This is a genomic window from Streptomonospora alba (assembly GCF_000826685.1).
Classification (GTDB): domain Bacteria; phylum Actinomycetota; class Actinomycetes; order Streptosporangiales; family Streptosporangiaceae; genus Streptomonospora; species Streptomonospora alba.
Genome location: NZ_JROO01000010.1, coordinates 68,270 through 91,641, shown reverse-complemented (window position 1 = coordinate 91,641; position 23,372 = coordinate 68,270). Strand labels below are relative to the sequence as shown.

19 protein-coding genes are annotated in these 23,372 nt (G+C 71.3%); 9 read left to right on the top strand and 10 right to left on the bottom strand.

The window, feature by feature from the left end:
* Window positions 1–120 precede the first annotated feature (120 nt).
* Complete coding sequence (locus tag LP52_RS27125) at window positions 121–258, bottom strand: hypothetical protein (RefSeq protein ID WP_157036234.1); 138 nt, start codon at window positions 256–258, stop codon at window positions 121–123.
* A gap of 66 nt (window positions 259–324) precedes the next feature.
* Window positions 325–477 carry a hypothetical protein gene (locus tag LP52_RS27120; protein WP_157036233.1) on the bottom strand — a complete coding sequence of 51 codons (153 nt, stop codon included), beginning with the start codon at window positions 475–477 and terminating at the stop codon, window positions 325–327.
* A gap of 425 nt (window positions 478–902) precedes the next feature.
* Here LP52_RS27120 and LP52_RS06580 point away from each other — a divergent pair, with 425 nt between their 5' ends.
* On the top strand, window positions 903–1,754 hold the full coding sequence (locus LP52_RS06580) for an SAM-dependent methyltransferase (protein WP_052809523.1): 852 nt from the start codon (window positions 903–905) through the stop codon (window positions 1,752–1,754).
* Window positions 1,755–1,971: 217 nt separating this feature from the next.
* Here LP52_RS06580 and LP52_RS06575 read toward each other — a convergent pair whose 3' ends face one another.
* Window positions 1,972–3,150 (bottom strand): cytochrome P450, encoded by a 1,179-nt coding sequence (locus LP52_RS06575; protein ID WP_040271645.1) that lies wholly within the window; start codon window positions 3,148–3,150, stop codon window positions 1,972–1,974.
* 115 nt (window positions 3,151–3,265) lie between these two features.
* Here LP52_RS06575 and LP52_RS06570 point away from each other — a divergent pair, with 115 nt between their 5' ends.
* Both LP52_RS06570 and LP52_RS06565 read left to right on the top strand, forming a co-directional pair.
* Window positions 3,266–3,874 carry a TetR/AcrR family transcriptional regulator gene (locus LP52_RS06570; RefSeq protein ID WP_040271643.1) on the top strand — a complete coding sequence of 203 codons (609 nt, stop codon included), beginning with the start codon at window positions 3,266–3,268 and terminating at the stop codon, window positions 3,872–3,874.
* Window positions 3,875–4,037: 163 nt separating this feature from the next.
* Window positions 4,038–5,144: a saccharopine dehydrogenase family protein gene (locus tag LP52_RS06565; RefSeq protein ID WP_040271642.1), complete on the top strand. Its 1,107-nt coding sequence runs from the start codon at window positions 4,038–4,040 to the stop codon at window positions 5,142–5,144.
* Between the two features lie 36 nt (window positions 5,145–5,180).
* Here LP52_RS06565 and LP52_RS06560 read toward each other — a convergent pair whose 3' ends face one another.
* From LP52_RS06560 to LP52_RS06540, 5 genes are read right to left on the bottom strand one after another with little or no spacing between them, the layout of a single operon-like run.
* Complete coding sequence (locus tag LP52_RS06560) at window positions 5,181–7,139, bottom strand: glycoside hydrolase family 127 protein (RefSeq protein ID WP_040271640.1); 1,959 nt, start codon at window positions 7,137–7,139, stop codon at window positions 5,181–5,183.
* A gap of 3 nt (window positions 7,140–7,142) precedes the next feature.
* A complete protein-coding gene (locus tag LP52_RS06555; protein ID WP_040271638.1) occupies window positions 7,143–7,958 on the bottom strand; it encodes a carbohydrate ABC transporter permease in 816 nt (271 codons plus the stop codon).
* Window positions 7,955–8,938 (bottom strand): carbohydrate ABC transporter permease, encoded by a 984-nt coding sequence (locus tag LP52_RS06550; protein ID WP_052809522.1) that lies wholly within the window; start codon window positions 8,936–8,938, stop codon window positions 7,955–7,957. Before LP52_RS06550 ends, LP52_RS06555 begins: the two co-directional genes overlap by 4 nt.
* Before the next feature lie 17 nt (window positions 8,939–8,955).
* A complete protein-coding gene (locus LP52_RS06545; RefSeq protein WP_040271636.1) occupies window positions 8,956–10,221 on the bottom strand; it encodes a sugar ABC transporter substrate-binding protein in 1,266 nt (421 codons plus the stop codon).
* 55 nt (window positions 10,222–10,276) lie between these two features.
* Window positions 10,277–11,302, bottom strand: coding sequence for a LacI family DNA-binding transcriptional regulator (locus LP52_RS06540; protein ID WP_040271633.1), 1,026 nt, complete (start codon window positions 11,300–11,302; stop codon window positions 10,277–10,279).
* 269 nt (window positions 11,303–11,571) lie between these two features.
* Here LP52_RS06540 and LP52_RS06535 point away from each other — a divergent pair, with 269 nt between their 5' ends.
* The 6 genes from LP52_RS06535 to LP52_RS06510 all read left to right on the top strand — a co-directional run bounded on the left by LP52_RS06535 (window position 11,572) and on the right by LP52_RS06510 (window position 20,862).
* A complete protein-coding gene (locus tag LP52_RS06535; protein ID WP_084722963.1) occupies window positions 11,572–13,284 on the top strand; it encodes a carbohydrate-binding protein in 1,713 nt (570 codons plus the stop codon).
* 510 nt (window positions 13,285–13,794) lie between these two features.
* A complete protein-coding gene (locus tag LP52_RS06530; protein WP_052809521.1) occupies window positions 13,795–15,624 on the top strand; it encodes a serine/threonine-protein kinase in 1,830 nt (609 codons plus the stop codon).
* Between the two features lie 116 nt (window positions 15,625–15,740).
* On the top strand, window positions 15,741–17,444 hold the full coding sequence (locus LP52_RS27910) for a serine/threonine-protein kinase (RefSeq protein ID WP_040271631.1): 1,704 nt from the start codon (window positions 15,741–15,743) through the stop codon (window positions 17,442–17,444).
* A 588-nt stretch (window positions 17,445–18,032) separates the two neighbouring features.
* On the top strand, window positions 18,033–18,689 hold the full coding sequence (locus tag LP52_RS06520; protein ID WP_040271630.1) for a GyrI-like domain-containing protein: 657 nt from the start codon (window positions 18,033–18,035) through the stop codon (window positions 18,687–18,689).
* Between the two features lie 259 nt (window positions 18,690–18,948).
* Window positions 18,949–19,527 carry a dihydrofolate reductase family protein gene (locus LP52_RS06515; RefSeq protein WP_040271628.1) on the top strand — a complete coding sequence of 193 codons (579 nt, stop codon included), beginning with the start codon at window positions 18,949–18,951 and terminating at the stop codon, window positions 19,525–19,527.
* A gap of 276 nt (window positions 19,528–19,803) precedes the next feature.
* A complete protein-coding gene (locus tag LP52_RS06510; protein WP_040271627.1) occupies window positions 19,804–20,862 on the top strand; it encodes a type III polyketide synthase in 1,059 nt (352 codons plus the stop codon).
* Window positions 20,863–20,958: 96 nt separating this feature from the next.
* Here the strand turns inward: LP52_RS06510 and LP52_RS06505 are convergent, their stop codons facing one another.
* Complete coding sequence (locus LP52_RS06505) at window positions 20,959–21,309, bottom strand: DUF3817 domain-containing protein (protein ID WP_040271626.1); 351 nt, start codon at window positions 21,307–21,309, stop codon at window positions 20,959–20,961.
* A gap of 280 nt (window positions 21,310–21,589) precedes the next feature.
* Window positions 21,590–23,017, bottom strand: coding sequence for a rifampin monooxygenase (gene rox / locus LP52_RS06500; protein ID WP_040271624.1), 1,428 nt, complete (start codon window positions 23,015–23,017; stop codon window positions 21,590–21,592).
* Between the last annotated feature and the right edge of the window lie 355 nt (window positions 23,018–23,372).

Genomic DNA, 23,372 nt, shown 5'->3' with positions numbered 1-23,372 from the left:
GTGATACCGGTCAGGTTGTTCGTACTAGCTCCGTGGATGACTAGCGGTGGTCTCGTGCTGGTCACAGCAATTCCTTCCGGGTTCAGCAAGGTCGGTAGCACGGGAGGTCACGTGCCGTCGTCACGGCCGATGCGTCCCCCCGCGCGTCAAGAGCTCGGCCGCGAAGCGGCTCAGCGCGAGGTCGAGCGCTTCGGTGGGGAAGATCATGCCGAAGCCCGCAGCCTCTCGGTCCCGTTCCCACACGACGGGGTTTGCCACACCGCACTGCTTGAGCAGAAGAGCGGTGAGGAGGGGCCCGCCGGTCCCCGCCGATGACCGCGGTTCTCACTGCCGCTCCTCGGCTTTCCCACCCACTATGGGCGAGACCTGGTCGGCCACGGTTCCCACCGACGACATGCTCTCGATCTCGCGCTGGACCGCCACCGCGGCTTTGCGCTGGAGAACTTGAGCGGCGACCCCTACTCGATCCGCACCCACGGCGGCAGCGGCAGCGGGTCGGGATGCGGTTCAGGACCGCTCCACCGGAGCGGATGACCGCTTCGCACTCCGTTCCGTCCAACGCCTCGATGTACCGCATGCTCAGTCGGGAGCTGGAATTCCGTGCCCCACTCGACGACGCCTGCCCCAAGAATCGTTGATCTTGTACCTACCGTGAGGGATAGCGATTTCCCGTGACGGTAGGAACAAGATCAACCGGATGGGTGCCTGCGGCCGCACCGACCCGGACCTCTGCTGTCGCGCTCTGGGCACGCGGCCGGCGGGCGGGATATCCTCCGCTGCAATCGCCGTCCTGATGCGCACCGGCGGGCTGCCTACTCGACCGGCGATCGCGCGGCCCTCCGCCCGGCCCTTGTAGACACCGGACCCGCGGTCCAGACACCGACGACCCTAAGGACCCGAGCATGACCAGCGACGTCCCCGTCCCCCCGCCGCATCCCCCGCAGACACCCACGGTGGCACGGGTCTATGACGCGGTGCTCGGCGGCAAGGACAACTACGCCGTCGACCGCGACATCGCCGACACGATCATGGCCTCCGTCCCCCAAGCCCGGGCGGTCGCCCGCGACAACCGCGACTTCCTCATCCGCGCGGTGAGCCACATGGCCCGCTGCGGCATCACCCAGTTCCTGGACCTGGGGGCGGGGCTGCCCACCATGGACAACACCCACCAGGCCGCCCAGCGCATCACCCCCGGCGCCCGCGTCGTCTACGTGGACAACGACCCCGTCGTACTCGTCCACGGCCACGCACTGCTGGAGGACAACGACTCCACCCACGTGGTCGTGGCCGACCTGCGCGACGTCGAGGGGGTTTTCGCCGCCCCCGAGACCCGCCGCCTGCTGGACCTGTCCCAGCCGGTCGGACTGCTGATGATCAGCATCGTGCACCACCTCGACGACGCCGACGACCCGAACGCGCTGGTGCGCTCCTACCTGCAGCGCCTGGCCCCGGGGTCGATGCTGGCTCTGAGCCACTTCTACGACGGCAGCGACCTGACCGGCCCCGTCGGGGATCGGGTGCGGGCCAAGGCCCGATCCAGTGAGGAGATCGTGCTCACGAGCCTGGGCAGCGGCCGGTTCCGCAGCCGCGCCGAGATCACCTCCTTCTTCGACGGCCTGGAGATCGACGAGTTCGGCGTCTGCCACCTCCCCGAATGGCGCCCCGAGGGGCCCGTAGGCGTACGCGAGGACCAGCGCGTGTTCCTGTGCGGCGTCGGCCGCCTGCCCGAGACCACCGCGCCCGCCGATCGGTGAGTCCCGCGCCTCCGGCGTGGTGCCCTGGACTCGCCGGCCTCCCGGCGATCGGTTCGCGATGCGGCCGCATCGCCGGGAAGCGCGGAGCCGTGCCTGCACCGCCGGAATTCGCGGATCCCGCACGATCGCGGCCCGGTCGCCCCCATGCCCGAAGCGGTCGCGTCGGCCGCGCTGAACGGGTCGGCGCACGCTCTCCGCGCTCGCCCTCGCGCTTCCCTCACCAGGTCACGTGGACGGCCGTGGGGCCGACGTCAGCGTGGCCGCGTGCCCAGGCGATATCGTGGACCGAACCCTGGAGTCGCAGGTCAGGCAGGTGCTGGGCGAGCTCCCGGAGGACGGCCCCGACCTCCAAGCGCGCCAGCGCGGCACCGAGGCAGTGGTGGGGGCCGCGGCCGAACGCCAGATGCGGACCGGCGGATCTGCCGGGCAGGAACCGGTCGGGCTCGGCGAAGTGCTTCGGATCGCGGTTGGCCGCTCCAAGGCGGACGAGGACCAGGTCGCCCGCGCTGATCGGGACGCCGGCCAGCTCGACGTCCTCATGCGCCCAGCGTGGAAAGACGTCGCCGATCAGGCCGATCTCCAGGCGCACGATCTCCTCCACCGCGGCCTCCGTACGGTCGGGGTCGGCGGCGAGGGCGGGCAGGCGCCCTTCGGTGATGAGCAGGATCGCGCCGACGGAGACGGCGTTGCACGCGGTCAGGTAGCCCGAGGCGAGGATCGTGAGGGCCAGGGTGACGAGCTCGTAGTCGTCGAGCCGCCCGTCGTCGGTGTCATGCACAGTGATCAGGTCGCTGATCAGGTCGTCGCCGAGATCGCGGCGTTTGGCGGCGACCAGTTCGGCGACATGGCCGCCGAACTCGCCCCAAACCCTCTCCACCGTCTCCGGGGCCTCGTCCGGGGAGAGGAAATCCGCGGCGCTCGCGGCGTCGGCCAGTTCGCGGAAGCGTTCGCGCTCCTCGATCGCCACACCCAGCAGCTCGCTGATCACCGTGATCGACAGCGGGGCGGCGAGTCCTGTGACGAGGTCGGCGGGTGGGCCGCTGGAGGCGAGGTCCGCTACGCGGTCGGCAGCCATCCGCTCGACCCGCGGACGCAGCGCTTCGACGCGGCGGGGGGTGAACGCCTTCCCGATCAGGCGGCGCAGTCGAGCGTGGGCCTCGCCGTCCTGCAGCAGCGTGCCGTTGTCCGCCGACGCATCGGCGGGCCGGGTCACCCCGAACCGCGAATCGGACAGTACGTCCGCAACGGCGTCATAGGAGGTGACCAGCCAGGCCGGCCGCCCGTCAGAGGTGGTCACCGGGGCGACGGGCTCGGTCTCACGCAGTTCGGCGTAGCCGGGAGGCGGTTGCATGGGGTGCGGCTGCTCGAACGGGAGCCTCCGTGTCGTGATCGTCATGGCGGTCGCCTTCCTGGTGGTCGCGTTGCGGATACCGCACCTTTCACATTGCAGTTGAAATGTAAACGCGGCCGACCCTGGTGTCAATGCAGATGCAATGTGAAAAAATGGCCGGATGCCGAAGAGAGTCGATCCCCACGCACGGCGCACTCTGATCGCAGACGCGCTGATGCGGGTCGCGGCCGACCGCGGGCTCGAAGCGGTCAGCCTCCGACACGTCGCAGCGGAGGCCGGGGTGACATCCGGCATGGTGCAGCACTACTTCCGCACCAAGGAGGAGATGATGGCCTTCGCCCTAGAGGTGGTCAGCGAGAAGGTCCAGGCCCGGCTCGACGCCGAGGCCGCCGAGTCCGGTCCTCCATCGACGCCCAAGGCACGGGTCCGGGCGCTGCTGCTCCAGCTCCTCCCGCTCGACGAGCCGCGACGCGTCGAGGGCCGCGTGGCCATCGCCTTCCTCGCCTATACGGCGGTGAAGCCGAGCGTCGCCGCGGCACTGCGCGAGAACACCGCGCAGATGCGTGCCTACATTGCCGACCAGGTCCGGACCGCGCAGGCGGCCGGCGAGGCGCCCGCGGAGACCGACCCGGCCCACGCGGCGACCGCGCTCCTCGCCCTCGCCGACGGGCTCGGTATGCACGCCCTCGGCGAGCACTACTCCGCTGAGACCGCCCTGACCGTGTTGGACGCCCACCTGGACACCCTCTTCCGCCATTCCCGCAGGTAGCTGCACGCCCCAGCATCCCCGACCTTGCTCCAGAGCGGTTCCGCACCGCCCCACCGGGGGCGCCGTGGCCCGATGGCGGGCCGCGCCAACCGGTCCCCGCCGAACGGCTCGCCGTTCCATGCAGCCACGTCCGCGTGAACCTCCACGAAGGAGAACAGAACCTATGACCGGCCGCATCCTCGTGCTCGGCGCCACCGGCTACACCGGCGGCCTCGTCCTCGACGCTCTGCTGCGCCGCGGGGTGCGACCGACCCTTGCCGGACGCAACGCCGCCAAGCTGACCGCCCTCGCCGAACGGGCGGGCGGACTCGACCACGTGGTCGTCGATGCCACCGACCCGGACGGCCTGCGCGAGCGATTGCGGCACGGCGACGTCCTCATCACCACCGTCGGGCCCTTCGGTCGCTACGGGCACGCCGTCGCCCGGGCCGCCGCCGACATCGGCGCCCACTACATCGACTCCACCGGTGAAGTCGGCTTCGTCCGCACCGTGCACGAGCGATGCCACCGACGTGCCCGCGAAACCGGCTCGGTGATGCTCCCCGCCTTCGGTTACGACTACGTCCCCGGCATCCTCGCCGGAACCCTCGCCGCCCTCCACGCAGGCGACGCCGTCCGAGCGCTCGACATCGGCTACTTCGCCACCGGCCGGCGCCGGGGCGGGGTCAGCCAAGGCACGCGCGCCACCATGCGCGACGGCCTGGCTCTTCCATCGGAGCGGCGGCATCGGCACCGGCTGGTCGAGGAACGCACGGCCTCCCATGTCCGCCGATTCACCGTCGGCGGGCGCCGCAGGGCCGCCTTCTCGGTCTCCGGCACCGAAGTGCTGTTCCTGCCCGAAACCGTTCCCGCACTCGGCGACATCACCGTCTACAACGGCTGGTTCCCCGCCCTCAGCCGCCCGATCTCCCTGCTGTCAGCCGCCACCAACGCCATAACGCGGCTGCCCGGAGGCCCCCGGCTGACCGACGCCCTGACCCGCCCGCTCGCCACCGGCCCGCCCGGCGGCCCCGACGCGACCGCACGCGCGCGTACCCGCAGCCATGTCGTCGCCGTCGCCTCGACCGGCGCCCCGGGCAGCGCCCCGCTCGCCGAAGTCCATGTCGAGGGTCCCGACCCCTACAGCCTCACCGGCGAACTCATCGCCTGGGCGGCCCAGCGCCTCGCCACCCGCCCCGGCGCCACACCGGGAGTCGTCGGCCCCGTCGACGCGTTCGGCCTCGAAACCTTCCGCCACGCCTGCGCCGAGATCGGACTCGGCCCCGTCTGACCGGGCCGGCGCGACGCCTCTGTGCGGCCCCGTCGGTCAGTCGTCGCCTCCCGAGCCGTGCTGTGCCGTGGGGAGGAATACGCGCATCGCCGAGCTTCCCCGACGTGCCCACCGGTAGTACGGGACCAGGGGCACCTCGCGCCGCGCGGGCGCACCGGCCTCGCGCGGCGGTGTGGCCGACGACCGGTACGGGGGGTACCCGGAGCCGTCCGGTCCGGGAGGCGGCGGCCGCACCGAGGTCATCCGCGCCACCGCACCGTCGCCGTCGGCCCGCGGAGGACGTGCCGTGTCGAGTCGGACATCCTCCAGCGACCAGGATTCCGGCAGGTCGATGGATTCCGCGCACAGTACGAGCGGCCCGCGCTCGACGGCGACGCAGCCCCGTACCGCGTCGATGCGGGGGTCGGGCCAGCTCAACCGGGGCTCCACCGGGAGCCTGAGGTCGAGGACCGAACCGGGGGCGAACGTGCCGCGCGCCTGCGCCCAGCCGGGTGCGACGCCGCGCTCGCCCCCGCGGTCGGCCAGCGTGGCGCCGTGCGCCCAGTGCGGCACCCGCAGCCGCAGGTGCACCTCCCGGTCGGGCGCCTCGACGACCTCGATGCGCACGGCCCCGTCGTGCGGGTACTCGGTCGTGATGCGCAGGACCAGGGCACCGCCGCCGTCCAGGGCCAGGCGCAGCTCGCCGGCCGCGTACTGCAGCAGCGTCACGGTGTCGCCCTCGACCGAGGCGACGTAGCCCTGCCAGGCGGCGAGAGTGCGTGCCAGGTTCGTCGGGCAGCACGAGACGTCGAACCAGGGCGCACGCACGCCTCCCTCGGCGCGCGGGTTCACCCGGTCCGGCCGTATGTCGGCCGCGGCGGTGCGCTGGTGCAACGGGTTGGCGTAGAAGAAGGCGCGGCCGTCGGCATCCGGCGAGGCGGCGACCACGTTGTAGAGCGTGCGCTCCATCAGGTCGGCGTAGCGCACCTCGCCGGTGGCGAGATAGAGCCGCCACGAGACCATGACGGAGGCGATTCCCGCGCACGTCTCGCAGTAGGCGCGGTCGGGCGGCAACTCCCAGTCCTCGCCGAACCCCTCGTCCTGGTGCCGCGACCCCATGCCGCCGGTCAGGTACGTGCGCCGCTCCACAGTGCGCGCCCATTGCCGCTGGACGGCGTCGAGCAGCCCTACGTCGCCCGTGTCCGCGGCCACGTCGGCGGTTCCGGCCGCCAGGTACAGCGCCCGCACCGCGTGGCCGCGCCACACCGCGGCCTCGCGTATGGGCACGTCGTCTTGGAAGTAGGAGGCGTCCAGCAGCGCGATGGGTCTCAACGTGCCGTGCCCGCGACGCTCGATGAACACGCGCGCCTGCTCGGTGTAGCGCGGTTCCTCCAGCACGCGCCCCAGTTCGGCCAGGCCGAGCTCGATCTGCGGGTGGCCGCACAGGCCCGCTCGGCCGGTGGGGCCGAACTCGCGGCACACGTGATCGGCGGCCCGGCGGGCCACCTCGACGAGCTTGTCGTGACCGACGGTCCGCGCACGGGCGACGGCTGCCTGCAGCAGGTGACCCGTGCAGTACAGTTCGTGCCCGGATTCGAGGTCGGTGTAGCGGGGGTGCTGGCCGGCGTGGCCGAAGCAGGTGTTGAGGTAGCCGTCGCCGTCCTGTGCCGCGGCGATCCGGTCGACGAGCGATTCCAGCACCGCGTTCGCCCAGGCCTCGCCCGAGCGGCCGTATTCCCAGGCCAGGGCCTCCATCAGCTTGTAGATCTCCGAGTCGGAGAACGGCCATCCCGGCCGGGGGGCCTCGGTCGCGCCCTGCGATACCCGGTCGAAGTTCGCCGTCCAGCCCAGCCGGTCCATCCAGTCGAGGCAGTGGCGCAGGGTGTTGCGCGCATTCGACCGCTGCATCCGTTCCCAGAAACCGCCGCCCAGGTGGAACTCCTCCAGTCCGAGTCCCCGGCGCGGACCGGTGGAAGGGGCGACCGAAACGGCGCGGGTGCGGGTGTCGTTTTCCACGTGTCAGTCCTTCACGGCGCCGGCGGTCACTCCGGCGGCCACATAGCGTTGCGCGACGACCAGCAGGATCGCCGCAGGAAGGGACGCCACCACGGCGGTGGCCATGATCGCGTTCCACTGGGTGGTGTTGTTGCCGATGTACTGGTAGATGCCGAGGGTGATGGGGACGAGTTCGCCCGAGCGGTTGAGTGTGGAGGCGAAGATGAAGTCCGACCACGCCCACAGGAAGGCGAACAGCGACACTGTGACGGTGGAGTTCCTGCTCACCGGCAGGACGATCGCGGAGAAGATGCGCCAGACACCGGCACCGTCGATGCGTGCGGCCTGGACGAGCTCGCGCGGGATGCCCGCCATGAACGTGGAGTACAGCAGCACGCCGAACGGGACCGCGATCGTCGAATCGGCCACGATCAGTCCCCAGACCGTGTTGAGCAGGCCCAGGTGCACATAGACCGCGTAGAAGCCCATCGCCATGACCACCGCCGGGATCATCTGGGCGACCAGCAGTAGGAAGCTCAGCGTGCGTCCGCCGCGCAGGTGGAGGATCGCGAGCGCGTAGCCGGCCGGAGCGGCGATCGCGACGGTGAGGGCCACACACCCGAATCCGATGATCAGGCTCGTGCCCAGCGCCGGAAGCTGCTGCGACAAGGCTGCGGTGTAGCCGTCGAAGGTCGGGGCGCTCGGGAACCAGTGCGGATCGCCGCGACGCAGGTCCTGAGTCTGCGTCAGCGACACGTTCACCATCCAGTAGACGGGGAACAGCATGAACGCGGTGAGCACCGCGCCGAGCGCCGTCTTCCACCAGGGGCGGGCGGTCATGATCTCTCCCGGGAACGCTGCATCCGCAGATGGACGAATCCGAACACGAGCGCGATGACGATGAGCAGGTTGCCGATCGCGGCGGCCGGAGAGAACTCCGGCCGGCCTGTACCGAAGGCCTCCCGATACGACCACACAGCGAGAATGAGCGAGGCGTCGCCGGGCCCGCCGGTGGTCATGATCCACACGACGTCGACCACCTTGAGGGTGTAGATGGAGCCGAGCAGGAGGGTGATGGCGGTGACCGGGCGCAGCAGCGGGACGGTGATGTGCCGGAAACGCTGCCAGGTCGTGGCGCCGTCCAGGGATGCCGCCTCGTAGAGGTCGGCGGGGATCTGCTGCAGGCCCGAGTACAGGATCACCAGGTTGAAGGGGATGCCCAGCCAGACGTTGGCGATGATCACCGAGATCAGGGCGGTTTCCGGTGAGGTCAGCCAGTTGATCTGCTGCCCGCCGAACGCCGTGATGACCGAGTTCACGATCCCGTACTCGCTGTTGAGCATCCACGCCCACGTCGAGGACGAGACGATCAGCGGCAGCAGCCAGGGCACGAGGAACAGCGCGCGCAGCACGCTCGACAACCGGAAGTTCGCCTGGAAGAACACCGCCAGCACCAGACCGATCGTGTACTGGAAACCGATCGAGACGAGTGTGAACACGGCGGTGTTGATCAGTGCGGCGCCGAAGGTGCCGGAGGTGAACACCTCGGCGTAGTTCGCGAACCCGACGAATTCCGGATCGCCCTGCACGAAGGCCCGAACGGTGTAGTCGTGCAGGCTCAGCTCGACGTTGCGCCACAGCGGGTAGGCGTAGAACGCCAGCAGATAGACCAGCAGGGGCACCGCGAAGCCGATCGCGCTCCACTGCTGCGGGGTGCCCGGGAGCCGGCGGCGTCCGCGCCGAGCCGGTGCGGCGGGCACCCGGCCCGCCGCACCGCCGCCGGACACACCTCTCGTCGTCTCGACGGAGGTCGTGGCCATGTGCGGGACACTCCTCGTCATCGGCCGGTCGCGGCTTCGGCGTCGGCCTGTGCCTGCTTCAGTGCCTCGGCGGGTGTGGCCGATCCCGACAACGCGTTCTGCACCGCGGTCCACATCGGCTCGGAGATCTCGGGGTAATCGGTGCCGAGGTTGTCGCTGGTGCGGCCCTTGGCGTCGCGCACCGCTTGGACCCACGGTTCCAGTTCGGGCTGCTTCTCCAGCAGCGCCTCCTGGCCCTCGGCCGTCGGCGGGATGTAGTAGGCGAAGGTCGTCGCGGTCTCGACGAAGCCCTCGGGGGTGGTCATGCACTCCACGATCTGGCGGGTGACGTCGTAGCGGTCGGTCTCGGCCTGCAGGGGGGCGACGATGAACTCGCCGCCGGTCGGTGCGGGCGCCGTGCCCCCGCCCTGGGCCGGAATCTGGATGACTCCGGTGTCGAAGTCGGCCTCGGCGGCGCTGTTGACCTGCCAGGTGCCGTTGACGGCGAAGCCGAACTCGCCGGTCGAGAACTCCTCCCATGTGGTGTTCTGAGAATTGTTGATCACCGATTCGGGCGCGTATCCCTCCGCCAGCCAGCCGTCCCACAGCTCAAGCGCCTTGACCGCTTCGGGCGAGTCGAGGTCGTGCAGGTCGGCTCCGGCGCCCCAGAACCACGGCAGGAACTGGAAGGAGCCCTCCTCGGTGCCGGTGGCCGCGAAGGTGATGCCCTTGTCGCCGTTGTCGACGACTCGGGCGAGCGCGCCCGTCAGCGATTCCCAGTCGCCGATCGATTCCGGATCGACGCCGGCGCCGTCGAGGATCTCGGCGTTGTAGTAGATCGCCAGGGTGTTGGCGCCGATCGGGATGCCGTAGGTCTTCTCGTCCACGACGCCGGCGGCCAGGAGGTTCTCGTCCACGGCTCCCACTTCGAGACCGAGTTCGCCGACGGTGGCGAGCATGCCGGTGTCCGCCAGCGTGGGCACCGCGGGGTTGTCGAGCAGGATGACGTCGGGGCTGGTGCCCTCCTGCGCGGCCAGCAGCGCCCGGTTGGTCAGGTCGGTGGTGTCGGAGGCGGTCCGCTCGATCTCCACGCCGGCCCGCTCGCCGCAGTCGTCGACGCGCTCAGCCCAGGCGGAGCCCTCGCTGTGCTGCGGATAGGGGTCCCACCAGGTGTAGGTGTCGGCGTCTTGGCTGGTGCCGCCGCCGTCGCCGGACGAGGAGCACGCGGTGGCCAGGACGAGTGTTGCGGCGGCCAGGCCGGCCGGCACGGAGCGGGCCGCGGACGTGCGTGGGGGGTTGTGCATGGGGGGTTCCTTCCTGGACAGTCCCGGTCGCGGCGTCGCCGCGCGGGAGGCGCAGTCAGGCCGCCGGCGGCGGGGCGGCGGTGCTGCCCCGGTCCACCAGGTCCGGCGACACGAACCGCACCACGTAGGGGGCGTCGGCGGAGACCTCCTTCTCGATCCGGCGTACGAGCTGGCGCACGGCCATGCGCCCGAGCCGGTCGGGGGCGCTCTCGATCGAGGAGAACGGCAGGGAGAACGTCCGGGCGAACTCGTCGGAGTAGCGCCCGATGACGGACAGGTCCTCGGGTGCCGACAGGTTTCGTTCGTGCAGGACGGTGGGCAGGGCCGCGGCTGCGGCCTCGTTGTTGAGTAGCAGCCCGGTGACGTGGGGATAGGCGTCGAGGAGGGCGTGCAGCTCGCGGCCGATCTCGGGCTGGGCCGAGGAGCCGTAGACCGCGTGCACGGTGATGCCGCGGGCGGCGGCGGTCTCGAGCGCGGCGTTTTGCAGGCGCCAGACGTAGGCGCCGCCGCGCTCGATCACATGCTCGGGTTGCGAGACGAGGAGCAGTTCGCGGTGTCCGCGTGTGTGCAGGTGCGCGACCATGCTGCGGCCGGACTCCTCGAAGTCGAGGTCGAACACGTCCACGCCGGTGCAGTCGCCCGGCAGGCCCACCAGCGCGCCGTGCTGCGGCGCCGCCCGCAGCACGGGCAGGCGGTCGTCGTGCTCGGCGACGTTGAGCAGGACGACGCCGTCGACCATGCGCGAGTCGGTGATGCGCTTGAGCGCCGTGGGCCCGTCCGGGTCGGAGCTGAGCAGGATGTCGTATCCGGCGTCGCGAGCCGTGTTCGCCACGCCCTGGATGTACTGCAGCATGGCCGGCGCGAACTCGTCGGGCAGGAACTGCGCGAGCAGGCCGATCACCCTCGTTTGGGAGGTGGCCAGTGCGCGGGCGCCCGCGTTCGGCGCGTAGCCCAGCTCGCGCGCCGCCTGCCGGACCCGCTCGCGCACCTCGTCGGAGACGGCGCGCCTGCCGCTGAGGGCGTAGGAGGCGGTCGAACGCGCGACGCCTGCGGCGCGGGCGACGTCCCCGATTGTGGCCATGACCTACTCCCTTGCTTCGATGCGAACCGGTTCGGACCTTAGCCTCGCTTTTCGCGGACGTAAACCCCGATCGGCGACATTTCCCCAGATCAAAAGTTTATTGCGAGCGGGGCTTGTGGCGAACGACGTTCGAAATTAGCGTCTGCGGCCGACAGCACCGTCGAACCGGTTCGTTCCTCCACGCGTCCGTCTCCCCCGGACCGGACGAGCCGCGACCCACCCGATCCGCGCAACCGGCCGTTGTGCCGGACCGTGCAGAAAGGTCCCCCATGAAACGAACGGCACTGCGCTGGGCTGCCACGACCACGGTGTTCACCGTGGCCGCGGCGGGCCTCAGCGCCACTCCCGCCCTCTCCGCCGCGACACTCGTGGTCGACGCCTCCGAGGCACTCGGGCCGGTGACCCACGCCGCCAGCGGCGGGCTCTACGCGCTCGCCGAGAACGAGCGCCCCGACGACTCCATGCTCCACCCGATCCGGATGCGCAACGTCACCCAGCCGGCGCCCGGCAGCCTGCACGAGCCCAACGGGCAGCCGCCCGGCGGCGACGCCCTGCTCGTGGCTCCCCAGGCGGATCGGGCCGGCGCCGGCGTGATCATCCGGATGCCCGACATCTATCCCGACTTCCCCTACCAATGGGTGAGCTGGGACGACTGGCTGAACAAGGTCGACACCCAGGTGCAGGACCGCCTCGACGCCTCGACCATCAGCAATGTCGAGGGCTACGAGCTGTGGAACGAGCCCGGCTGGACCTGGGACACCGAGGCAGCGGGGCCCTTCAACCAGGGATGGGTGCGCACCTTCGAGCGGGTCCGCTCGCAGGACTCGGTGACGCCCATCATCGGCCCGAGCATCTCCAGCTACCGGGAGGACTTCATGCGGTCCTTCCTGACCCACGCCCGCGATACCGGAACGCTGCCCGACGTCGTGTGCTGGCACGAGCTCCAGGCCACCCCCGAGCGCGTCGAGCAGAACATCGCCGACTACCGCGCCCTGGAGCAGGAGCTGGGGATCAGCCCCCGCCCGATCGCGATCAACGAGTACGGCTCGTCCAACGACGCACGGGACAAGGTGGATCAGCCCGGTCCGGTCGCCGGCTACATCGCCAAGCTCGAACGCGGCGGCGTGGACTCGGCCAACCGCGCGTTCTGGTTCGAGTACGGCACCGTCAACGGGCTGGTGACCGACAACGACAAGCCCACCGGCACCTGGTGGCTGTACAAGTGGTACGGCGACATGACCGGGCGGATGGTGGACACCGAGCCGCCTGGACGGACCGGCCTGGACGGGTTCGCCGCCTACGACGAGGAGCGCCGCGCGTTCAGCGCCGTCTTCGGCGACCAGGCCGGCGACAACACCGTCCGCGTCACCGGACTGGAGGGCCTCGGCCAGCGGGTGCGCGTTCGCGTCGAGTCGACCCCGGCCTCCGGGCGCTTCACCCACGTGCCCCAGCCCGACACCGTGCTGGAGGAGACCCGGGCCGTCGAGGGCGGCGAGGTCGAGATCGAGATCGCCGGGATGGTCGAGACGAGCGCCTACCGGCTCGTGGTGGAGCCCGTCGGCGGGACCGACCATCCTCAGCGGTACGAGGCCGAGAACGCGTCGGTGTTCCGGGCCGAGCGCCTGGAGTCCGGCAGCATGTCCAACGGCGGCTACGTCGGGCGGATCGACAACAGCGGGGACTTCCGCACCGACAGCTACGTCGACTTCACCGTCGAGGTCCCCGAAGCGCGCGAATACACGATGACGATCGGCTACGCGAACGGGACCGGCGCGCCCGCCACCCACGGGCTGGCCTACAACGGCGGCCCGTGGAGCACCGTCGAGTACCCGGCCACCGGCGGCTGGGGCGAGTTCGGCGGCACCGTGTCGACCACTGTCGACCTGCACGCCGGATACAACGTCGTCCGCCTGGCCAAGGGCTCACCGCACTTCGAAGGCGCCACCGGCTACGCCGAACTGGACTACATCGAGCTCCACTGACCCCGGATCGGGCCCCGTCGTGCCGCGGTCCGCTCCGCGGTCGCGGCACGCGGCGGCTTCGGGTGCGCGATCCGCGCGGCGGCCGCCGCGCAGCCCGAGTGTGTCCACAACCGGACAGGTGCCCGGACCGCTGGGAGACGGGAACCGCTGCCACCCGCGGGCCCGGTCGGTGACCCGCCCCGAGTTCACCGCGGACTACGACCGCGTCGGCGCAGGGCTGCTCGATGACGGCGCCCTCTGCACCATGGGGATCGACAGGGCGAGCGCACGGCGAACCCGGTCGAGGACGAGAACGACGGTCAGCTCCAGGGCCGGCTCCAGCCGGCCGACGGCTGACGGGCGGCGGCGCAGGAACCGGCCGAAGTTGTTCCGGTCACGCTTCGTCGGGTCTAATACCCATGACTTTCCCGTGCGGTGCCACGCCGGACCCGCCCCGCGCCGAACACGCCCGGCACCCGCGGGGGTCCCCCGCCGTCCGTCCTCGCCCCTGTTGCCCCCCGGAAGAGCCCAGTGCACAGTCCTCCTGATCAGTTCGCCGCCGCCGGCCTCGCTCCTCGCACTGACAAGGACCCGACCCGGATCGGCGGCTACCGTGTCGTCGGGCGGTTGGGCTCGGGTGGGATGGGGGCCGTCTACGCGGCCGTCGACGACGACGGCGCCCCGCTGGCGCTGAAGGTGGTGCACCGCCAGTACGCCACCGACGCCGAGTTCCGCGCGCGCTTCGCCCGCGAGGTGGACCTGCTGCGCCGGGTGACCGGGACCTGTGTACCGGAGTTCCGTGACGCCGACACCACGGGCGATCGCCCGTGGCTGGGTATCGAGTACGTGCCGGGCCTGACGCTGAAGGGGCACCTCGACCAGAACGGCCCGCTGAGCGGCGACATGCTGCTGGGGCTGGCCGCCGGGATCACCGAGGCGCTGCAGGTGGTGCACGCTGCCGGAATCGTGCACCGCGACCTCAAGCCGGGCAACGTCATCCTCGCGCCGTCGGGGCCCAAGGTGTTGGACTTCGGGATCGCCCGGGCGGTCGAGGAGTCCGCGATCACCCGCACCGGCGGCCTCTTCGGCACCCCGGGGTGGCTCGCCCCGGAGCAGTACCGGGGTGCCGACCCCGCACCGCAGTCGGACATGTTCGCCTGGGGCGGGCTGGTGGCCTATGCGGCCGCGGGCCGGCGCCCGTTCGGCTCGGGAACCGCGGAGGAGCTCGCGTTCCGCACCCTGGAGCACGAACCCGACCTGGCGGGGGTTCCCGAGCAGCTGCGTCCGCTGGTCGCCGCGGCGATGGCCAAGGACCCGGCCCGGCGTCCCACCGCCACCCAGGCGCTGAACGCGGTCACCGCACTGTGGACGGGAAGCCCGCAGGTCACGAACGAGGAGGCGACCAGCGTCCTCCCCGACCTGCTGGTACAACGCTGGACCGGGGTCGGGGGCGCCGAGGACAGCACCACCACGTGGAACAGCCTCGCCCCGCCCAAGCGCTCCCGGTGGCGCAGCCCCAGGGTGCTGGTGCCGGTGGCCGCGGCGCTCGCACTGGTGCTGATCGGGGGCGCGGGAACCGTGGCCTGGCAGCGCACCACGGGCGCCCTGGAAGGCGGCAGCGGGGAGCAAGGGCAGGCCGGCGACGGCGGCGGCGCGCAGGGCGACGGCGGCGGGCCACAGGGCGGCTCAGGGGAGGCGCAGGGCGGCTCCGGCGGCGACGACCTTGCCGACATCGACCAGGGCGGCGCCAACCTGCGCGCCGTCGACTCCGAGGACGACTTCACCGTCGGCGCGGTGCAGGTGGAGAACATCTCCCCCGAGACCATCGAGGTCGCCACCCGGCAGGCGCACAGCGACGGCGGGGCCACTGTCGGGGATTGGGAGCCGCAGTTGCACATCAGCTTCTCCTCCGCCGAGCGCCGGGGCGAGGACGTCGTCTTCGCCGGCAGCGCCGAGTACTTCCGCGACACGGGCAGCTACACCCTGCACACCCAGGATTTCCAGGCCATGGAGTTCCGGCTGCAGGAGGAGGACGAGGAGAACCTCTACAACCGGGACTGGGACAGGTTCTACCGGTCCAGGGACTCCGAGGTGCTGACCACGCTGGACGCCGACCGGCCCACCGAGGAGTTCACCCTCACCGTCCACGACGTCCCGCCGGAGAACGAGAACCCGGCCGCCAGCCCCGTCACGGAGTACGAGATGCGCTACCTCCGCTACGAGCCTCCCGAGGAGCTGTGGGGACACACCCTCACAGCGCCGGAACGCAACGCCTTCGGGGTGTGCTACGAGGAGGGCCCCGGGTGGCACGACCAGCCGCCGATGGGGGGCGGCGAGGGCGGCGGACTGCCGTGCGGGTGACCCGGGCCCGGGCACCCCGAGGCGACCGGATGGACGCGGCTGAACCGGACGGCGACGCCGCGCGTCGAACCCGCACGAACGATCCCGCACCGCCGCACTGACACGGGAACAGGTCGATGACTGACGCACCCCCCGAGCGCTTCCGCCCGCTGCTGGACGACGACCCCGGACGCATCGGCCCCTACACGGTGGTGGGCCGCGTCGGTGCGGGCGGGATGGGGACCGTGTTCGCCGCCCAAGACCGCCGGCACGACCAGCGCGACCAGTACGTCGCGGTGAAGGTGATACTCGACGAACTCGCCACGGACCCCGAGTTCCGGACCCGGTTCGCCCGCGAGGTCGACCTGGTGCAGCGGGTGCACAGCCCTTGTGTGCCGGCGTTTCGCGGCGCCGACACCCGGAGCACCCCCGCCTGGCTGGCCACCGAGTACGTTCCCGGGCCCACGCTGCGCGAGTACCTCCGCATGAACGGCGCGCTGAGCGGCGGGAAGCTCCTGGCGCTGGCCGCCGGCCTCGCGGAGGCGCTGCACGCCATCCACGGCCAGGGCATCGTGCACCGGGACCTCAAGCCGGGCAACGTCATCCTGGGACCGTCGGGCCCCAAGGTGCTCGACTTCGGGATCGCCCGCGCGGTCGAGGAGACCGCGCTCACGCGCACCGGCGGGGTCGTCGGCACTGCCGGCTGGATGAGCCCGGAGCAGTACGGCAGCGGCCGGCTCACCGAGCGGTCCGACATCTTCTCCTGGGGAGCCCTGGTGGCCTTCGCCGCCACCGGCCGAGAGCCGTTCGGGTCCGGCGCGCCGAACGCGCTGGCCTATCGGGTGATGCGGTCCGAGCCCGATCTGGAGGGCGTATCCGACGAACTCCGGCCGCTGCTGGAGGCGGCGCTGGCGAAGGACCCGGCCGCCCGTCCCGCGGCGGGAACGACACTCCAAGCCGTCAAGCAGCTGTGGGGCACCACCCGCGCCCCGGATCCCGCCCTCGCCCCGGCTCCGGATACCGCGGTCACCACGCTGCTCAACGCGGAGTGGACCGGGATGGAAGCGGCGCCGCCGAAGCCGCCCCGCAAGCGGCTCCGCCGTCCCCTGCTGATCGCCGGGGCGGTCGTGGGCGCCCTGGCGCTCGTGGGCGGCGGGGCCTTCGTCGCCCCCGTAGCGATGGACCTGCTGTCCGAGCAGGGCGGCGCAGGCAACGGCGGAGACGGCGCGGACACCGGGAGCGACGTCGGCCAGGCGGGCGGGGACGGCCAGGCGGGCGACGACGGTAGCAGCGGGAGCGGTCAGGCGGGCGACGGAGGCGACAGCGGGAGCGGGGACGGCCAGGAAGGCGACGACGACGCCCTGCCCGCCGCCGCCGTCGACCAGGTCTCCAGCGCAAACGACGTCGAGAGCGCGACGGCCGAGGTCGGTGCCGCGCAGGGGAACGTCGGGCTGTTCACGGCGTCCTTGGGCGGCGGCATCGCCTCAACGCAGGTATTCGTCCACAGCCCGGAACCCGCCGGCGGCGGGATCCGGTTCACCGTCAACGGGCAGACCCAGGGAGTTCGGGCGCATGCGCCCGAGTTCGCCCAGGACGCGTTCCACGTGGTCGCCGACGGCGAGGAGCTGACTCCGGACGCGGAGTTCAGCTACACCCCCGACCTGGAGGAGCCGCAGGGGCAGGAGACCAACGAGTTCACCCTCTCGATCCCCGGCGCGCCGGAAAGCGGCCTGCTGGCCTTCCAGCACCCGACCGCCGAGGGGGAAGGGCTTCCCCCGGTCGGGATCTGCTACGACGCTGCCGACGGCATCTTCACCACCGAGTACGCGGAGTGCACCTGAGCGGCGGTGAGCGAGAGGGCGTGCTGCGCGCAGCGTCGGCTCCTGCGCCCCCGTGCGCCCGGCGCCCGGGCGCCGCCCCGGGCGTCCGACGTGCTGCAGGAACGACGTCGAGGTGCGGAGTTTCGGTCCGACCCGCCCGGTCCAGGCTGCCCACGTCGATGCCGGATTCCAGGGTGGATGCGCCCGGCGCCCCAGGAGGAGGCTCGGCTGAGCAGCCGCTTGGCGTGCGTCGCAGGATTCCTCCCATATCGACTCGCGGGATACCGGCGTGCTACATGAAATCGCTTGGAACCCGGCAACCCCTGGAGAACATATAAAGGTGCGACATCGATCGGCAACAGCCGCACGTGCTTCTCCGAATATGCGAAACCCGGAGCCGGCGGCCATGGTGACCCTTATTCACCCGAGGTTGATTGCACCTGCGGATCCGTGGATCGTCCTGCTCCCCGGATCCGGTCGGGACGCTGACCGGATCTCGCTCGGCACGCCGACCGATGCCGCGTCATCCGGGGCGCGAGGTGTTCTCCTATTCACTGAGCCTCTTGGAGGCGGAAAGGTCGTGGCTCGCCGACCGAGTCCAGGTGCCCGATGACCGAAAAGATCGACTTCAAGAAGACACTCGACGCCTACCGGGCGGCACGGGACCGGTTCCGGATCGTGGAGGTGCCTGATCTGCAGTACCTCATGATCGACGGGCATGGTGACCCCAACACCTCACCCGCGTTCACCGAAGCGGTCGAAGCGCTCTACCCGATGGCCTACAAGCTGAAGTTCGCCAGCAAGCAGGGCCTCGGACGCGACTACGTCGTCATGCCGTTGGAGGGCCTCTGGTGGGCCGAGGACATGGACGCGTTCACGGCTGCGCGAGACAAGTCGCGATGGGACTGGACGCTGATGATCATGGTCCCGGACTGGATCGGCCAGGACATGTTCGCCGCCGCCGTCGAACGGGTGGGGGAGAAGAACCGGCCGAAGCGTCTGGACGAGGTCCGGCTGGAGACGCTGTCCGAGGGACGGTGCGTGCAGACGCTGCACATCGGGTCCTACGACGACGAGGCGGACGTGCTCGCGCGGATGCACCGCGGGTTCATCCCGGACAACGGGCTGCGCATGAGCGGCAGGCACCACGAGATCTACCTCGGCGACGCCCGCAAGGTCGCACCCGAGAAGCTTCGAACCGTCCTGCGGCAACCGGTCGTTCCTGCGGCCGGCGCCGGAGACGGCGAGGCCGGCCCAACGGCCTGATCAGCCGGCCTCAGCGGTCCGCGCTCCGAGTGAGCCGCGACCCCGCGCCCGGTGAGAGCCGCGCGGGGAGCGCCGCTGGCACCGGCTTGCACGGAGGTACGGGCGTTCCCGTGGTCAGGCGGGCCGTCGTGTTCGTTCGGGTCCGAGGCGATGAGTTTCCGCTTTGCGATCGGTCACCACCGGCGAGCCCGTCAACCGATGCGGCTCGACCGGAGCACGCGCAGGGCGCGCCAGCGCCGCCGACGGAAAGGGAAGACCGATGCCGAGCCTGATGGTCGATTTCATCGTTTCACTCGACGGTTACGCGGCCGCGGAGGGCTGGCCCGGCTTCTGGGGCATGGAGGGGCCCGAGTATCTCGCCTGGATCGGGAAAGGCGCCGAACACGAGCACGTCGCCCTCATGGGCGCGACGACCTACCGGCTGATGTCCGGGTTCGCCGCCGAGGCGCCCGACGAGCCCGGCCTCGCGGAATTGACCGCGACGCCCAAGGTCGTGTTCTCCTCGACCTTGGAGCCCCCTCTGTCGTGGGACAACACCGAGCTGGTCGCCGGGGACGCGGTCGCGGCCGTACAGGACATGAAACGGCGCGACTCCCGCCCTCTGCGCACCATCGGCAGTCTCAGCCTGTGCCGGTCGCTGCTCCGAGCCGGCGTCGTCGACCGCTTCCGCGTGGTCGTCTTCCCCGTCATCACCGGCGCCACCGGCAGGGACCGCATCTACGACGGGTACCCCGACATCGCCCTCGACCTGGTCGACAGCCGCACGTTCGACGGTCGGCTCCAGTTGCTCGAGTACGTGCCCACCGTGCTCGACGGACCTCCCGGTGTGGGCGGCTGACCGGCGGCAGGAAGGTGTCCCGCGAGGAGGATCGGCTTCGGGGCCGGGCGACGGGCCGGCACGGCGGTCGTGGCGAACGGCGCCCACGGGTCCGTCGGTTGCCGCCGGAGAGGCCGCCTTTCTCCGCGTCGTTAGCACTGGGCTTACCGGGTAGCGGGATCGGTGAGGCGATCGCCCTCTTCGTCGTTCGTGGGGGCGTACACGCCACGGGTGATCCGCCGATCCCGCTCGGAGGTCCGCGAACGGGGCGGGTCCGGGGCAGATCTGGGAGACGTCATGCGTATCGCGGCCGTACGGACTGTGCTGCCGGAGCATTACTACAGCCAAGAAGAGATCACCGACGCCTTCGCGCGGTGGACGGAGGCCGATGAACGACTGCTGCGCCGGTTCCATGCCGCCACCCAGGTGACCGGTCGGCCCCTGGTGTGGCCGCTTGAGGAGTACCGGAAGCTGAACGACTTCACCACGGCCAACGACGCCTTCATCGACAACGCGCTCGACCTGGGAGAGCGTGCGATACAGGCGGCCCTCTCGCGGGCGCAGGTGGCCCCGAGCGAGGTGGACCAGGTGATCGTGTGCTCCTCCACCGGCATCGCCACCCCCTCGCTGGACGCTCGCCTGGCCCAGCGCGTCGGATTCCGGGCCGACGTCAAACGCGTGCCGGTGTTCGGGCTGGGGTGCTCGGCGGGCGCCGCCGGATTGGCGCGGCTGCACGACTACCTGCACGGCTGGCCGGACCAGGTGGCCCTGCTGGTGTGCGTCGAACTGTGCTCCTTGACCCTGCAGCGCGACGACACCTCCAAGGCGAACCTGGTGGCCAGCGGCCTGTTCGGAGATGGGGCCGCGGCGGTGGTGGCGCTGGGGGAACAGCGCGCCGAGCGGAGCGATGCGGCCGGGCACGGGCCCCGGGTCGTGGCGTCCCGCAGCAAGCTGTACCCCGACACCGACCGCCTCATGGGCTGGGACATCGGTGAGCACGGGTTCCGCACGATCCTTGCCGCCGACCTGGCGGACCACGTGGAGTCCGTCCTCGCCGAGGATGTCGCCTCGTTCCTCGACGACCACGGGCTCGCGCCGGAGGAGGTGGCGTCGTGGGTGTGCCACCCCGGCGGCCCCAAGGTGATCGACAAGCTCAGCAGCGTTCTTGCGCTCGGCCCCGGCGACCTCGACCTCACCTGGCGGTCCCTCCGGCGGCTGGGGAACCTGTCGTCGGTCTCGGTGCTCGACGTACTGGAGGAGACGATTGCCGAGCGCCGCCCGTCCGAGGGCGAACCGGGGCTGCTCATGGCCCTGGGCCCCGGGTTCTCCGCCGATCTGGTCCTGCTGCGCTGGTGAACCGGCAGCGAGACCGGCCATCGACCGCCCCGGCGGCGGAGCACACCGGGCTCCCCGGCACCAGCGGGGACGACGCCTCCGTCGAGCCGGTCACGCTCACGCCGCGGGGTGAGGGGCGGAGTCCCGTTCCCGCGGGCGGGTCGGCAGGCGCCCGGTGCGGTGCAGCCACCAGTCCGCGGCAAGGGTGCCGAGGGGAGGCACGGACGCGGCCAGGGCCGCCAGGGCCGCCCACAGGTTCCAGCGCAGGTGCAGGGCGGCGGCCAGGGTGATCGCCACGTAGACGAGGAAGGCGCCGCCGTGCACCGGTCCGAAGAGTTCCACGCCCGCCTCGCTGCCGCTTCCCAGGTACTTGACGTACATGCCGCCCAGGAGCCCGATCCAGGTCAGGGCCTCGGCGATCGCCACGACGCGGAAGGCGATCGCCGTGACACGTGGACTGATGCTCACACTGCTCCTCGAATCCGCTCGGGTCGGACCTACGCTGAATTCCCGGTATCTGCCGCGTTGGTCGCTTCACAGGCTAAGGCGCGCCCTCGAACGCCCGGAGCCGGGGCTACCGGCTCCGGGGAGAGAGCGGCCGTCGGTCGCCGACCGCTCCCCCGCGCTCCCCGGTCACCACGGCGGTCGCCGACCGGAGACGGCCGGTGCCGCTGAAGTCGGGCCCGTCCGAGGCTTTACGCGCGCCGGGTCCCGACGTCGCACCCTGTTTCGTGCCGCAGCCGCGCGCTCATCCGGCCGCGGCGCCGAACCACGTGGGCAGCCGCTCGACCAGCTCCCGCTGATCTTCACCGGCCCACGCCACGTGCCCGTCCGGCCGCAGCAGTACCGCGGGCACGTCCAGTTCCTCGCTGACGTCGACGACGTGGTCGACCCGGTCCGCCCAGCCCGCCGCCGAGAGCCGGCCGGTCTGGTCGAGCAGAAGCCCGCGGCCGCCGTGCATCAGCTCGTAGAGGCGCCCTCCCTTCAGCTCCACGTCGCGCATTCGCCGACCGAGCAGGTCGTGCCCCTCGCCGAAGTCGTAGCGGACCGCGATCGCGGTGATCTTCTCGATCAGGTACCGGTTCACCTCATCGAAGTCCATCAGTTCCGACACCAGCCGGCGCACCGCCCGGGGCCCCGGCTCGGTGGACATCAGCTGCATCTGCGCACGGGTGTTGTCCAGCACGTCGGCGGCCACCGGATGCCGCTCGGCGTGGTAGCTGTCCAGCAGCCCTTCCGGTGCCCAGCCGTCGACCTCGGCGGCCAGCTTCCAGCCGAGGTTGAACGCGTCCTGGATGCCGAGGTTGAGCCCCTGCCCGCCGGTCGGCGGGTGGATGTGCGCCGCGTCGCCGGCCAGCAGCACCCGGCCGGTGCGGTAGCGCTCGGCCAGCCGCGTGGCGTCGCCGAACCGGGACAGCCAGCGCGGCGAGTGCACGCCGAAGTCGGTGCCGGCCACCACCCGCAGCTGCTGCTTGAACTCGTCGAGGGTCGGCGGGGCCGAGCGATCCTCGGCCACCCCCTCGGCGGGCACGACGACGCGGTGCACCCCGTCCTCAAGGGGCCCGACGCCGAACCGCAGCTGGGTCTTGCGGACTTCGGCCACGACCGCGGCCACGGTCTCCGGCGGCGCGGTCACCTCCATCTCGCCCAGCAGCGTCTCGACCGTGGAGGGCTCGCCGGGGAAGCCGACGCCCAGCAGCTTGCGCACCGTGCTGCGGCCGCCGTCGCAGCCGACCAGGTAGCGCGAGCGCAGGCGCGTACCGTCGGCCAGGTCGGCGCTCACCCCGTGTTCGTCCTGGCTCAGCCCGACCAGTTCGCGGCCGCGCCGGATCTCGGCGCCGACCTCCGCGGCGCGTTCGGCCAGCAGGCGATCGGTGACCGTCTGCGGAATGCCGAGGACGTAAGGATGCGCGGTGTCCAGCCGCTCCGGCGGCGGCTTGGCGATGCCGGCGAAGAAACCGCCGACCGGGTACTGCTTTCCGTGCGCGAGGAACCGTTCCAGAAGACCGCGCTGGTCCATCACCTCGGTGCTGCGTACGTGCAGGCCGAGCGAGCGGACGAAGGCGGCGGGCTCCTCCTCCTTCTCCAACACCAGCGCATGCAGGCCGTGCAGCCGCAACTCGGCGGCCAGCATCATGCCGGTCGGTCCCCCGCCGGCGACGATCACATCGATCATGAAAACCCCGTTCGACAACATCGCATTTCGCCCGGCCGCTTCGCGCAGTCCGCGGGTGCGCTATCACGCACCTCCGCACCGGCCCCACACCCCCGCGCGGAACCCGGCGTCGGTTCGGCGCCGCGCGGGACCGGCACGTCGACAACAGCTCGCGTGCTTTGTGAATCCCGATTTCCGCGGGTCCGGGCTTCGGCCCGAGAATTCTGCAGCAGGCACCGGGTCTTGCCGCAAGGCCCCCGGTGCGCTATAGATTGAAAGTGGCAGGGAGTGGAAAACTCCGTGCCTTCCCTTTTCGTCGTCCGCTGTGGACGGCCGCGCTCCTTCCGAAGCGGCGATGCGCCGCCTACGGCGATGC

Bases quoted from the DNA above. Each gene is read 5' to 3' on its own strand.
- LP52_RS06580 (WP_052809523.1), top strand. From the start codon at position 903: ATGACCAGCGACGTCCCCGTCCCCCCGCCGCATCCCCCGCAGACACCC.
- LP52_RS06575 (WP_040271645.1), bottom strand. From the start codon at position 3,150: ATGACGATCACGACACGGAGGCTCCCGTTCGAGCAGCCGCACCCCATG.
- LP52_RS06570 (WP_040271643.1), top strand. From the start codon at position 3,266: ATGCCGAAGAGAGTCGATCCCCACGCACGGCGCACTCTGATCGCAGAC.
- LP52_RS06565 (WP_040271642.1), top strand. From the start codon at position 4,038: ATGACCGGCCGCATCCTCGTGCTCGGCGCCACCGGCTACACCGGCGGC.
- LP52_RS06555 (WP_040271638.1), bottom strand. From the start codon at position 7,958: ATGACCGCCCGCCCCTGGTGGAAGACGGCGCTCGGCGCGGTGCTCACC.
- LP52_RS06550 (WP_052809522.1), bottom strand. From the start codon at position 8,938: ATGGCCACGACCTCCGTCGAGACGACGAGAGGTGTGTCCGGCGGCGGT.
- LP52_RS06545 (WP_040271636.1), bottom strand. From the start codon at position 10,221: ATGCACAACCCCCCACGCACGTCCGCGGCCCGCTCCGTGCCGGCCGGC.
- LP52_RS06540 (WP_040271633.1), bottom strand. From the start codon at position 11,302: ATGGCCACAATCGGGGACGTCGCCCGCGCCGCAGGCGTCGCGCGTTCG.
- LP52_RS06535 (WP_084722963.1), top strand. From the start codon at position 11,572: ATGAAACGAACGGCACTGCGCTGGGCTGCCACGACCACGGTGTTCACC.
- LP52_RS27910 (WP_040271631.1), top strand. From the start codon at position 15,741: ATGACTGACGCACCCCCCGAGCGCTTCCGCCCGCTGCTGGACGACGAC.
- LP52_RS06520 (WP_040271630.1), top strand. From the start codon at position 18,033: ATGACCGAAAAGATCGACTTCAAGAAGACACTCGACGCCTACCGGGCG.
- LP52_RS06515 (WP_040271628.1), top strand. From the start codon at position 18,949: ATGCCGAGCCTGATGGTCGATTTCATCGTTTCACTCGACGGTTACGCG.
- LP52_RS06510 (WP_040271627.1), top strand. From the start codon at position 19,804: ATGCGTATCGCGGCCGTACGGACTGTGCTGCCGGAGCATTACTACAGC.
- rox (WP_040271624.1), bottom strand. From the start codon at position 23,017: ATGATCGATGTGATCGTCGCCGGCGGGGGACCGACCGGCATGATGCTG.